Below are 13,194 nucleotides of genomic sequence, written 5' to 3'. Positions count from 1 at the left end.
TCCTAAATCATATATAATACATGTATGAATCTTTACTATTCATTTTTTTATAATCATCAACCATATCCTGCAAAGTTATAGAGTCAACTACCTTATTTAAACTATCCTTTATTTTCTGCCATACCAACCTTGAAACGCAAAAATCGGCACGCTGACACTCTACCTCTTCCCCATCAATAACACATTCTACGGGAGCCAGAGGACCTTCCAATGCCCTTAAAATATCTCCTACAGTTATCTCGCTAGGTGCCATAGCCAATGTATAACCGCCCTGAGCACCGCGGGTACTTTTTACAAGACCAGCTTTCTTTAAAATAGCTATTAACTGTTCAAGATAGTGTTCCGATATATCCTGCTTTTCGGCTATAGTCTTTAGCGCAATAGGGCCTTCACCATAGTTTAATGCCAACTCAAGCATGGCTCTGACGCCATATTGTCCTTTTGTAGAAAGTCTCATCGTACACCTCCAACAATTCCTAGCTATATACTAGGATTTACACAATTAATTTAACATATACATGGCATATTGTCAAGTATTTTAGATACAAAACAAGAGGAGCTGGTTTAAAAATCACGTATAAACCCGCTCCATGACTAGTTAACGCAATATTGGTATCATAAGAATGGCTCAATTGTTCCTTTATCGTCAAATCGCAAATCAAATGGTTCAGTCAAAATTTTAATATCTTTTCGCCCCTGTACCATTGGAATTAAATTTTCCGATATCATTATTTCCTCTAAACTCAATGTATTTTTTATTCTAACTATCGTTGGACCATATTCTGCTACACTATTCAATGTCTTAATAGCAGCTTGTATGGCTAGCTTATCAGTATCCAGCACCATTGGCACTTTTACGGGACCTACCACCGTAGATGTAAGGGCATTGGGATATGTCTGGTCAAATCTCATCTTTTCAAACAATCGACGGGTGGTAAAATCAGCGGTACCTACACCATTAGCATTCCCGTGAGATTTTTCCGTAAGGCTGAGCACAACTATCCTTTGTACATCAGGTCCTCCTGAAGCATAGGGGGTAGGGTACCTCCCAGTTACATTTGGGTCCATGCCGTCCCCGCTTATATCCTTTCCTATTTCATCTATAACAAGTATATCAAATTTATCTAAAAGTATCTTTCCCATATGCTGTTTCGCCCACATTAAAAGCTCCGCTTCTTTATCCTCCATTTCTTCGGGATGTAGTACTTCTATTCTGGCGGTTTCATCATAAGCATTTTCTACTATGCCTACTCCGAAGACTATAGGCATTTTCTTTAATGCAAATCTGGCTATTTGAGGTACGTTTTTAGCCATATAACCAAAACCCATGGCATGGCATATTTCAGCACCTTTTTGCTTGCCTAGTCCGATAGTTATCATCTTCATAAGCCCTGATTCTATACGACCTCTAAAGGCAGTATGCGGTTTTATCCTGTTTATGATGACTATAGCATCGGCTGATGACGCAATTTTATCAAAATATACGGGCAAACCGTCATCGGTTTTCCCTAGTTGCACCACCTCCATTGACGATTTTATAGGAGCTCCCACGTATTCTTCAGTTACTCCCAGACCTTCAAGCACAGCCCTCTGACCTTCAGCAGTGGCCCCACCATGGCTACCCATAGCAGGTACTATAAAAGGTGAAGCACCTTTTTTCTTAATTTCGTTGATAACGGTTCTTACAATAAGTGCGATATTTTTTATACCCCTGCTGCCTACAGCAACAGCTACCGATTGCCCTGGCTTTATCCTTTCTATGAGACCCGAATTCTGTAACTTTTCCACACATGCTTTTTCCACATCATCTATTCTCGGCTGTTCAAAAATTTGGCGGATTTTTACCATCTTTGGTATAGGTATATCCGAGAGAAGTTCTTCAATAACACCGCTCATATTATCTCCTTCTCCTATTAATTAATTTCTTTCATATACAATTTTATCAAAAATCACGACAGTTTTCCATTTTGTTAGATTTTCGTCATTTATTCATATCTAAGTGCCTCTATCGGGTCAAGTTTGGCTGCACGGGTCGCAGGGTAAAGTCCTGCTATGACCGTCACAAGTATTGAGAAGGCAAGAGAACCTAAAACAAGCCACAGGGGTATATAAAATATTTCGGTATAAGTTCCACCCTTACTCTTTATATAGATGTTAAATATAAACCCGAGGATTTTTGTACCAAGCCATCCGAATAAAATCCCCATTATGCCTCCGATAAATCCAAGTAAACCGGATTCTACCAGGAAGAGATTCTTGATATTATCCTTCGACGCACCGACTGCTTTCATTATACCAATAGACCTTGTTCTTTCATATATTGACATTATCATTGTGTTTATGACGCCTATTGCTGCAACGAAAAGCAAATGCATTAATGTGGATTTCCCTGAGCCTGATGGGCCAACAACTGCCACAAACTCTCCGTCCCTTATTTTAAGGTCAACTCCGTTTAATGCAGCGACTTGTTCTTTTCCCATCTGGTAGAATTTAAAAACCTTGTTTACTTCTATCATGCTTTGGCCTCCTTTTTATAAATCTATCTTTTTATCAATAAGATATGATGTTACAATGAACAGCCCTATATATACAAGTATTTGGAAAATAGTGCTTGCTATATTTATTGGTAATACTGTAAAAGATAAAGCAACGACGCCACTTCTTTGTGCAATTTCTGAAAATGGACTGATATTAAAATTATATGGGAATAAATTTATGAGATAACTAGAGATTTTAGTAATTATATAGGAAATAAGTAAAAATATTACTAATGATAAAATTTTCCCATATTTTTTATTGTAAAAAGCTATTTTGCTGATTGTAAGGGAAAAATATGACAACACTAATACTGCGATAAAAGTCAATAAAGCAAATATAAATGTGTACAGTACAGAAATTTTATACTGGAGTATCGTATCTATAAGTGCTTTAGCTTCATGCATATATAATAGATTTATAAATGCCATTACTCCAGATAAGGTTATAAATAATGTAAATTCAATGATTGATATAATTAACTTTGAACCAGCTATAGCATAGCCTCTCTGTGGCAGTGTGAACAAAAGGTAGCCTGTATCACCGTACATATCCCTCTGATACAACATCACTCCTGATATAAGTACGGCTACAAAGCAGGCAAATCCAACCATAAAAGATACAACGAATGGTAAGCCATCTGACCATGTATCATTTTTCATTATAAGGTATATATTCAATAAAATTAAGGCAATTGAAAATCCAAGATAGTATTTATACCTTCCCGCAAGCTCATACTTTATTAGTTTAAGCATTATGCATACACCTCCCTGAAGATTTCATCAATAGATTTATTTCTTTCTGTCCTTAATTCTTCGGCATTTCCATTTAAAATAATTTCACCATCTGAAATAAATGCGACATCGTCAAAAAGCCTTTCAATATCTCTTACAAGGTGTGTTGATATAATCATTGAACTATCTTCGCGGATATTATCAATTATTGCGTCAATTATCTTTTCTCTCGCATTAGGATCTATACCGCCAAGGGGTTCATCAAAAATATACAACTTTGCATTTCTCGAAAGCACAAGTGTAAGATGCAATTTTTCAAGCATTCCTTTTGAAAGTGAAGTTACTTTATCATTTTCATCAAGTTTCATAAAATCCAACAGTCTTTTTGACTTTTCAAGGTCAAAATCAACATAAAAATCTTTGAAGAAATTTATTGCATCTCTAATCCTCATCCATTTATAAAGGTAGTTTACATCAGGCAGGTACGATACAATTGATTTTGTATAAATGCCCGGTTTCTGACCATCAATTAGTATTTGACCAGATGTTGGTCTCAATATGCCTGCTGCAATCTTCATAAATGTAGTTTTGCCGCTGCCGTTAGGACCCAAAAGCCCGAGTATTTTCCCTTTTTCCACTTCAAGGTTTATTCCTTTTAATGCCTTTTTACTGTAATAGTTTTTAGTAAGGTTTGTCGCTTTTAAAATCAGATCCATCAGTTGACCTCCTTTTTAAGATATTCTTTGATAATTTCGAGTATTTCATTTGAATTGAAACCTAAGCTTCTCATACCTGTTACAAATGATTCAATTATCTCTTTTGCCATTTCTTTTTTTAATGATGCAAGTTTTTCGGTATTCTCAGTTATAAATGTTCCCATGCCTCTCTGTGTATATGTGACATTTTCTCTTTCAAGTTCCTGATAAGCTCTTTGAACAGTATTTGGATTTACCTTAAGGCTTTCGGCCATTTCCCTTACAGAAGGCAATTTATCTCCTCCCTTTAGTTTTTTTGTAACTATATCCCGCTTTATTATATCCATGATCTGGATGTAAATGGGTGTTCTCTCGTCAAACTCAATTTTCATGTTCCACCTCCATATCACTATCATAGTGTACTAACTAAATAGTACACTATGATAGTATAAATGTCAATAGGATAAACAATTTGTTGTACGTAAATTGCAATATTAAATGCAACATTTTCTAAAGAATTAATAAAACCATAATTTGCTAACCTCATCTAAAAAACATTCTTCAGGTGTCTTGTATCCTAATATCTTCCTTGGAAGTTGATTGCACCAATTTTGTATCCGTTTTATAGCCCCTTGTCGCCCGACAACAATTACTGTAAAATATTATTGTACATTCCTTATAACTGAAACAGCAGTTATAAAAATATAATCGTAATAAAACAGCAGCGGGTGAGATAAATGAAGTCAAAAAACATTTTAAAATTAGCTGTATATGCCGGTGAAATGATGTTAATGTACGGTGCAGAGACCTATAGGGTAGAAGATACTATAAGAAGGATATGTATAAGCGGTGGAATACCATTTGCTGAAAGTTTTGTAACGCCAACAGGTATTTTCGTATCTGTAGAAGACGCAAACGGTGAAATATTATCTATGATTAAACGAATTGAAAACAGGAGCATTGATTTAAACAAAGTATCTCTTATTAATGATTTTTCACGACAATTTGCTAAGGGAAAAATTAGCGTTGAAGAAGGTTTTATAATTTTAGACAAAATCAAAACAATGAAAAAATATAACGTGCTAACGAGGATGCTTTGTGGAGGGGTAGGCTCAGCTTTTTTTACGCTGATTTTCGGGGGTTCATATATGGATTCACTGGCCACATTAGTTATTGCCACTGTTGTTGAGTACATATTGATTTTTTTAGATAAATATAATCTCTCTTTGTTTTTTATAAATATTCTGGGAGGCTTTGTCACAGCCATCATGTCCATTGGACTAGTAAACATAGGATTGGGCGATCACATAGATAAAGTTATAATAGGTACTATCATGACAATGGTGCCAGGGGTTGCTTTAACCAATGCCATTCGAGATACCATATCAGGTGATCTGGTATCAGGATCTTCAAGAGCAGAAGAAGCACTTATAATAGCAATTGCAGTAGCTGCGGGCATTGGTTCAATTTTAAATCTCTACTTAAAATTCTGGAGGTAATAAATGTTTTTACAGGTCGTTTACGCTTTTTTTGCTACAATAGCATTTGCTGTTGTGTTTAATGTCCCAAAGGATGAATTAGTTAGTAATGGTATTAGTGGTGCATTAGGTTTATTTTGCTACCTATATTTTTACAAGTTAAGTGATTCAAAAACACTGGCTTCTTTCATAGCAGCAATAACTATTGGCATATGTGGTGAGGTATATGCACGGCTCCATAAAAAACCTGTCACCATGTTTATTGTACCTGCACTTATTATGTTAGTACCAGGAGCCGGCTCATATTATACCATGATATCTATATTGCAGCAAAAATACAAAGATGCTTTAAAATACGGCATCGAAACAGGAACCATAGCCTTAGCCATAGCAGCAGGATTACTTCTCGTAACATCTTCTGTGAAAATCATAAAATTAGGCCAAGAAAAAAAGCAAAAATAGACTAGATAAATAAAAATTCACGCATTCCCGCTATCTCAGTAGGAAAATGCGTGAATTTTACATAATTTAATTTATAATGCTCTTTCAATAAAAGTCTGGAAATCTTTTTTAGGTCTGGCACCTATTATTTTATCAAAAACCTGACCATCTTTAAATAATATAATCGTAGGAATGCTCATTATTCTGAATCTCTGTGCCAAATCTTCCTGCTCATCTACATTTACTTTGCCTACTTTCAATTTATCACTATAATCTTCTGAAAGTTCTTCTATAATAGGTGACACCATTCTACACGGCCCGCACCATTCTGCCCAAAAATCGACCAGCACAGGCTTATCTGATTTCAACACCTCTTGCTCAAAATTATCAGATGTCAATTCTACAACCATTTTAAACACCTCGATGTTATTTTATACTATTTCATGAATTTAATAAAGGTTTCTACTAACTCATCAACCTTTTCTTTCCTATCGCTTTCATCAACGGAGTTAACTACGCAACCCATAGCATGACTTTTAAGTATTATCGATCCAACCTTGTTTATAGCTGATCTCACTGCTGCAATCTGTACCAACACATCCACACAATATTTTTCTTCTTCAATCATCTTTTGAATGCCTTTTATCTGACCTTCTATCTTCTTTAATCTCTTTATCAAATCATCTTTTTGTTCGCTATAAGATACACTCACTTATAACATCTCCCCGCGTTTTTTGTAATCTATTAGATCTTTTATAACCTCGCCTGCAATTATAAATCCCATGACAGGCGGTACAAAAGATACACTGCCAGGAATCTGTCTTCTCAAAGCACAACGACCTTTACTTTTATCAGGACATACGCAGTTATTTTTGCATGTAGCTACCTCGCTCAAGCGCGGCTTTATAGGTGTTTCTTCCGAGTAAACTACTTTCAACGATTTAATATTTCTTTTTCTCAGTTCATATCTCATAATTTTCGCAAGAGGACATATTTTAGTTTCATAAATATCAGCAACCTTTAGTTTTGTGGGATCTAATTTGTTTCCGGCCCCCATAGCGCTGATTATCGGTATGCCTAAATTTTTACATCTTACTACAAGATCAATCTTTGCCGTAACAGTATCGATTGCATCTACCACATAATCATAATCTGTAGAAATCATTCTCTCTGCGTTGTCTGGAAGATAAAATTCCTTAAATGTCACCACCTCAGCCCTCGGGTTTATATCCATAACCCTTTGCGCCATAACTTGAACTTTAGGCTGACCTATGGTTTTCGTAGTGGCGTGAATTTGCCTATTTATATTTGTAATGCAAACATCATCGTCATCAATTAATACCAATTTCCCAACGCCTGATCTCGCTAATGCCTCAACTACATAGGAACCCACGCCGCCAATACCAAAAACTGCTACAGTACTCCTGTACAATTTTTCCATGGCTTCGGAGCCTAATAATAATTCGGTCCTTGAAAATGCATGCTGTTTCATATGTCCACCTTAATATGTAATTCCCTTAACTGTTTTAGATCTACAGGGGATGGTGCATCTGTTAACAAACATGAGCCATTCTGTGTTTTAGGAAATGCAATCACATCCCTTATATTATCAGTACCTGTAAGAAGCATTATCAACCTATCAAAGCCATAGGCAATCCCTCCATGAGGTGGTGCACCATATTTAAATGCTTCCATTAAAAAACCAAATCTTTCCCACGCCGACTCATTAGTAAACCCCAGCACCTTAAACATTTTTTCTTGGATATCTGTTGAATGTATTCTTATACTTCCTCCCCCTAATTCAACGCCATTTAGTACAATATCATAAGCTTTTGCACGTACTTTTTGCGGTTGTGAATCCAGCAATGGAATATCTTCATCCTTCGGAGCCGTAAATGGATGGTGCATCGCTGTATATCTGTGCTCCTCTTCATTCCACTCTAGTAGCGGGAAATCTACCACCCATACAAACTTATAATCGTCTTTTTTCATTAACCCTAATTTTCTACCAAGGTGTAATCTCAGCCTTCCCAGCACGTTGAAAACAACAGCATCTTCATCTGCTACAATCAAGAGTAAATCGCCAGGTTTTGCATTTAATCTTTTGATTATCCCATTAATTTCTTCTTCTGTCAAGAACTTGAGAATAGGCGATTTAGGACCATCTGAATCTATTGATATCCATGCAAGGCCTTTAGCTCCAAAGTCTTTTGCTAAGTCTACCAACGCATCAATCTCTCTCCTGCTGAACTTTTCTCCACAACCTTCGGCGTTTATTGCTCTAATACTTCCCTTGGATAAAGCAGACCTAAATACATTAAAGTTAGTCTCCTTTAATATATCTGAAAGATCCTTTAACTCCATACCAAATCGCAAATCAGGCTTGTCGCTACCAAATCTTTCCATGGCTTCTTGATACGTCAACCTCAAAAAAGGCGTTTTAAGTTCAATACCTAAAACATCACCAAAAACCTTTTTTAAAAGTCCTTCGTTTAGCTCAATAACATCATCCTCTTCTATAAAAGACATCTCTATATCAATTTGAGTGAAATCTGGTTGCCTATCCGCCCTTAAATCTTCATCCCTAAAACATCTAGCTAACTGAAAATATCTATCATAGCCGGCAATCATTAAAAGCTGTTTGAACAACTGTGGTGACTGAGGTAGGGCATAAAAAGTACCCGGTTGCAATCTACTTGGCACAAGAAAATCCCTTGCTCCTTCAGGAGTGCTTTTCGTAAGATAAGGCGTTTCTATTTCTAAAAAACCATGATCTATTAAATAATCCCTTACAATCTTTGCAACCTTACTCCTGGTTATGAGATAATTTTGCATTTTAGGCCTTCTCAAATCGAGATACCTATATTTTAGTCTGACGGATTCAGATACGTTGACATCGTCTTCAATCATAAACGGTGGCGTATCTGACACACTCAGTATTTTTAGATCCTTTGCCCTAATCTCTATCGTCCCTGTAGATATGTTTGGATTGTACGTTTCTTCATCCCTTTTTACCACATCTCCTATTACCGCCAGTACATATTCATTTCTAACCTTCTCGGCTTTTCTAAATACATCACCTAAAGACTGGTCAAAAACTACCTGTACTATCCCCGTCCTATCTCTTAAATCAATAAATATCAAACCACCTAAATCCCTTCGCCTCTGAACCCATCCCATGACCACTGCTTCACGACCTACTTCATTCTCTGTCAATAAACCACACATATGTGTCCGCTTTAAACCGCTTAATAATTCACCCATTATTGTTCCTCCTTTTAGTTCTTTAGTACATCTTTAAGTACGTCGACCAATTGATTAAAAGGTACTTCTCTTTGGTTGCCTGTAACCATATGCTTTAATATTGCAAAACCTTTTTTAATTTCTTCGTCCCCAATGATAAGTACGTATTGTGAATTAATTTTATCTGCATATTTTAACTGTGCCTTTATGCTTCTTCCCATATAATCTTTGTCACAGGATATACCTCTATCCCTTAGCTGTTTTGCCAGTCTATACGCAAAATCATCAGCCTGTTCACCTATGGCAACAATAAATACCTCAACATTGTTAGCTTTTGGTATTTGTATATTTTGTGCCTTTATAGTCAGGATGAGGCGCTCCAAACCCATGGCAAAGCCTACTCCTGGCATATCGGGCCCTCCACATGCTTTTACAAGCCCGTCATATCTTCCGCCGCCGCATACTGCATTCTGTGTGCCGATATCTTCAGAAATAATCTCAAAGGCCGTCTTCGTATAATAATCAAGACCTCTTACTATAGAAGGATCAACCTCATATTTAATATCCAAAAGATCTAACCTATTTTGCAACCTACTAAAATGATTTTTACAATCATCACATAAATAATCTAATATAACAGGTACACCTTCAAATTGTTCCTGGCATGATGGGTTTTTACAATCAAGCACCCGCAAAGGGTTTTTCTCGTATCTTACTTTACAGTTATCACACAGCTTGTCTAATCGCACTTTTAAAAAATCTTTTAAGGCTCTATTGTAATCAGCCCTGCATTTTGCACATCCAATACTATTTATCTTTAGCTTCAGGCCTTTTAAACCCACCTTATTTAAAATACTCATAGCCATATCAATAGCTTCTGCGTCAATAGAAGGATCGTCGGAGCCGAAAACCTCTACCCCAAATTGATGAAATTCCCTCATTCTCCCAGCTTGAGGCCTTTCGTATCTGAACGCAGAAATAATATAATAAAGCTTTGTCGGCTGCGGTTGTTCAGTTAGTTTGTTTTGAATGAACGCCCTGACCACTGATGCCGTACCCTCCGGCCTCAGTGTAATACTTCTGCCGCCTTTATCTTCAAAGGTGTACATCTCTTTTTGCACTATATCTGTGGTATCTCCCACACCTCTTTGAAAAAGTTCGGTGTGCTCAAAGGTAGGTGTTCGTATCTCCCTATACCCGTATTTACCCGCTATTTCCCTGGCTACATTTTCTATATATTGCCATATATATACTTCGTCCGGCAGTATGTCTTTTGTCCCTCTTGGAGCTGTTGTCAGCATTTTAACACCTCTCCTGTACTTTTAATTTAAGCAGTGTTTATTCGGTAAACATCTATAATACCTGTCAGCAGTTTTATTCTATTTATGAGCTTATTTAAATCTTCTTTTGTGTTCACCTCTACCGTTAAACTTATAGATGCGAGATCATCTTTGCTTGCCCTTGCATTCAGCGCTTTTACAGAGGTTTTAGCTTCTGACAGGATATTAGTTACATCTGTAAGCAAACCATATCTATTGCGAGATATAATTTGTATATCAGCTGGAAATCTATTATCTACATTTATTGCCCATTCAACCTCTACAAGCCTATTATTATCCAAAGAACTATTTGTTATATTTACACAGTCCTTACGGTGTATTGTTACACCGCGTCCCCTAGTTATATAACCTATTATTTCATCCCCAGGAATAGGGCTGCAACATTTTGCGAACTTTACCATTATATTATCTATTCCTTTTACTTTTACCCCTGTCTGATTTTTCTTTTCACTAAATTTCTTTTTAACCTCTATGTTTTCTATGTTTTGTTCAGTAATAATCTGCTGACCATCAATTTTAAGCTCTTCCTTTATCTTTAAAACAACCTGTACAGGTGTAATTGAACCAACTCCTACCGCCACATACATCTCATCGGTGGTTTTGAAATTTAGTTTTCTTAAAACAGCATCATAAATCTCATCTTTAATCGCGTATTGGCTCAATCCCTGCCTTTTTATCTCTTTTTCTATCAAATCTTTTCCCTTTTCAATGTTTTCTTCTCTCTGCTCTTTTTTAAACCACTGATTAATCTTATTTTTGGCCTGCGAACTCTTTACTATTTTTAGCCAATCCCGACTGGGTCCATGATTTTTATTAGGCGATACCATTATTTCCACGATATCTCCTGTTTTTAAGACCGTATCCAGGGGTACAATTTTACCATTGACCTTTGCACCAATACACCTGTGCCCTATATCGGTGTGTATCATGTACGCAAAATCAATAGGAGTAGATCCATAAGGAAGATTTATTACATCGCCCTTAGGCGTAAATACAAATACCTCATCAGTAAAAAGATCTATTTTTAATGCCTCCATAAACTCCCTGGGATCTTTTAACTCTCTCTGCCATTCAAGCAACTGTCTCAACCATGTCAATTTTTCATCAAAATCATCTTCAGAGCTTTTTCCCTCTTTATATTTCCAATGAGCTGCAATGCCGTATTCCGCTGTCCTATGCATCTCCCATGTCCTGATCTGGACTTCAAATACTTGCCCTTTTAACCCTATAACCGTGGTGTGCAAAGATTGATACATGTTAGGCTTGGGCATAGCGATATAATCTTTAAATCTACCTGGTATAGGTTTCCATAATGTGTGTACAATGCCCAATACCCCATAGCAATCTTTCACAGTGTTCACTATCACTCTTATGGCAGTCAGGTCAAAAATCTGTTCAAAAGTTTTGTTTTGAAGCTTCATTTTTTTGTAAATGCTATAAAAATGTTTGGGCCTTCCATCAATCTCTGCTTCAATGCCAATGCTCTGAAGTTTAGCTTTTAATATCTCTATGATACTTGAAATAAAAGCCTCTCTTTCTTTTCGTTTTTGTGCAATCTTGTCAACAAGTTCATAATAACCTTCTGGATCAATATACCGAAGAGATAAATCTTCTAACTCCCATTGTATCTTGGAAATACCAAGACGATGGGCTATCGGGGCATATATTTCCAGCGTCTCTTTTGCTTTTTCAACTTGCTTATCAGATGGCAGATATTTAAGAGTCCTCATGTTGTGCAATCTGTCCGCTAATTTTATGAGTATGACCCTTATATCTTTAGCCATGGCCATAAGCATCTTACGCATATTTTCGGCCTGTTGTTCTTCTTTTGTCTTATATTCAATTTTACTCAGCTTAGTTACACCATCCACTAAATCGGCGATTTCTTGGCCAAACTCATTTTTTATATCTTCGTAAGTAAACGGAGTATCTTCAATGACATCATGTAAAATACCTGCAACAATGGTACTAATATCCAGCTGTAAATCAGCCAAGATCAACGCTACTGCCAGCGGATGTGTAAGGTATGGCTCTCCTGACACTCGTACCTGACCTGAATGAGCCTTTTCCCCAAAATCAAAGGCTTTCTGAATGATTTTCACATCTTCATCGCTGGAATATGCCTTAATTTTATTTATTATGTCATCTAACATAATTCATCACCTGACTACCATTGCTTATCCATATCAATATGGATATTGAATTAACGATACTACATCGTAATCGCTCAGTGTCCTTCTACCTCCCAGCTCTGTGAGCTCAATTAAAAACATCAATCCTGTTACGTTTCCACCTAATTCTTCAACTAATTTTACCGCTGTAATAATTGTCCCCCCTGTAGCAAGCAGGTCATCCACTATAAGCACATTTTGACCCGGCTTTATGGCATCCTTGTGCAATTCCATCGCATCAGTACCATATTCTAATTGATATTCTCTCTTTATTGTTTCAGCTGGCAATTTCCCTGGCTTACGTATTGGGACAAATCCAACGCCAAGCCGATAAGCTAATGGTGCTCCTATGATAAAACTTCTAGCTTCAGGACCGGCTATTATATCTATCTTTCTGTCACTACATCTCTCGGCCATCTCATCTATTATATATTTGAGTGCAACACCATCTTTTATAACTGTCGTGATATCTTTAAAACTTATCCCCGCTTTAGGAAAATCAGGTATAATTCTTATCATTTCTTTTATTGTTGTTAGATCCATTTAAACCCTCCTAG

At 36.6% G+C, this 13,194-nt stretch carries 15 protein-coding genes and 1 pseudogene; 2 read left to right on the top strand and 14 right to left on the bottom strand.

Annotated features, from left to right (window positions below; translation table 11 throughout):
* Positions 1–7: 7 nt before the first annotated feature.
* The 7 genes and pseudogenes from BUB87_RS01710 to BUB87_RS14080 form a co-directional block, all read right to left on the bottom strand.
* Entirely contained in the window at positions 8–457 is a 450-nt protein-coding gene (locus tag BUB87_RS01710; protein WP_073341371.1) for an RrF2 family transcriptional regulator, read from the bottom strand.
* A 158-nt stretch (positions 458–615) separates the two neighbouring features.
* Entirely contained in the window at positions 616–1,896 is a 1,281-nt protein-coding gene (locus tag BUB87_RS01705; protein ID WP_073341370.1) for a nickel pincer cofactor-dependent isomerase, group 22, read from the bottom strand.
* A gap of 89 nt (positions 1,897–1,985) precedes the next feature.
* Positions 1,986–2,516, bottom strand: coding sequence for an FtsX-like permease family protein (locus BUB87_RS14930; RefSeq protein WP_073341369.1), 531 nt, complete (start codon positions 2,514–2,516; stop codon positions 1,986–1,988).
* Positions 2,517–2,531: 15 nt separating this feature from the next.
* Positions 2,532–3,290, bottom strand: coding sequence for an ABC transporter permease (locus BUB87_RS01695; protein ID WP_073341368.1), 759 nt, complete (start codon positions 3,288–3,290; stop codon positions 2,532–2,534).
* Positions 3,290–3,985 (bottom strand): ABC transporter ATP-binding protein, encoded by a 696-nt coding sequence (locus BUB87_RS01690; protein WP_073341367.1) that lies wholly within the window; start codon positions 3,983–3,985, stop codon positions 3,290–3,292. The genes BUB87_RS01695 and BUB87_RS01690 overlap by 1 nt, the downstream gene beginning before the upstream one ends.
* Complete coding sequence (locus BUB87_RS01685; protein ID WP_073341366.1) at positions 3,985–4,356, bottom strand: GntR family transcriptional regulator; 372 nt, start codon at positions 4,354–4,356, stop codon at positions 3,985–3,987. The genes BUB87_RS01690 and BUB87_RS01685 overlap by 1 nt, the downstream gene beginning before the upstream one ends.
* Positions 4,357–4,482: 126 nt before the next feature.
* Positions 4,483–4,590, bottom strand: a pseudogene (locus tag BUB87_RS14080) (IS30 family transposase); the annotation flags it as partial.
* Positions 4,591–4,701: 111 nt separating this feature from the next.
* Between BUB87_RS14080 and BUB87_RS01680 the strand changes: the two are divergent.
* Positions 4,702–5,463, top strand: coding sequence for a threonine/serine exporter family protein (locus tag BUB87_RS01680; protein WP_073341365.1), 762 nt, complete (start codon positions 4,702–4,704; stop codon positions 5,461–5,463).
* A gap of 3 nt (positions 5,464–5,466) precedes the next feature.
* On the top strand, positions 5,467–5,904 hold the full coding sequence (locus tag BUB87_RS01675; RefSeq protein ID WP_073341364.1) for a threonine/serine exporter family protein: 438 nt from the start codon (positions 5,467–5,469) through the stop codon (positions 5,902–5,904).
* A 71-nt stretch (positions 5,905–5,975) separates the two neighbouring features.
* Here BUB87_RS01675 and trxA read toward each other — a convergent pair whose 3' ends face one another.
* The 7 genes from trxA to BUB87_RS01640 are packed head-to-tail and all read right to left on the bottom strand — an operon-like array spanning position 5,976 to position 13,180.
* Positions 5,976–6,293, bottom strand: coding sequence for a thioredoxin (gene trxA, locus BUB87_RS01670; protein ID WP_073341363.1), 318 nt, complete (start codon positions 6,291–6,293; stop codon positions 5,976–5,978).
* A 26-nt stretch (positions 6,294–6,319) separates the two neighbouring features.
* Positions 6,320–6,595 (bottom strand): metal-sensitive transcriptional regulator, encoded by a 276-nt coding sequence (locus tag BUB87_RS01665; protein ID WP_073341362.1) that lies wholly within the window; start codon positions 6,593–6,595, stop codon positions 6,320–6,322.
* Positions 6,596–7,375: a tRNA threonylcarbamoyladenosine dehydratase gene (locus BUB87_RS01660; protein ID WP_073341361.1), complete on the bottom strand. Its 780-nt coding sequence runs from the start codon at positions 7,373–7,375 to the stop codon at positions 6,596–6,598. It abuts the gene before it with no gap.
* Entirely contained in the window at positions 7,372–9,147 is a 1,776-nt protein-coding gene (gene aspS / locus BUB87_RS01655) for an aspartate--tRNA ligase (protein WP_073341360.1), read from the bottom strand. Before aspS ends, BUB87_RS01660 begins: the two co-directional genes overlap by 4 nt.
* 14 nt (positions 9,148–9,161) lie before the next feature.
* Complete coding sequence (hisS, locus tag BUB87_RS01650; RefSeq protein ID WP_073341359.1) at positions 9,162–10,427, bottom strand: histidine--tRNA ligase; 1,266 nt, start codon at positions 10,425–10,427, stop codon at positions 9,162–9,164.
* A 26-nt stretch (positions 10,428–10,453) separates the two neighbouring features.
* A complete protein-coding gene (locus BUB87_RS01645; RefSeq protein ID WP_073341358.1) occupies positions 10,454–12,619 on the bottom strand; it encodes a RelA/SpoT family protein in 2,166 nt (721 codons plus the stop codon).
* Positions 12,620–12,652: 33 nt separating this feature from the next.
* Positions 12,653–13,180 carry an adenine phosphoribosyltransferase gene (locus BUB87_RS01640; RefSeq protein ID WP_073341357.1) on the bottom strand — a complete coding sequence of 176 codons (528 nt, stop codon included), beginning with the start codon at positions 13,178–13,180 and terminating at the stop codon, positions 12,653–12,655.
* Between the last annotated feature and the right edge of the window lie 14 nt (positions 13,181–13,194).

This window comes from Caldanaerobius fijiensis DSM 17918 (genome assembly GCF_900129075.1).
Classification (GTDB): Bacteria; Bacillota; Thermoanaerobacteria; order Thermoanaerobacterales; family Caldanaerobiaceae; genus Caldanaerobius; species Caldanaerobius fijiensis.
This window is presented reverse-complemented; position numbering and strand designations above follow the sequence as displayed.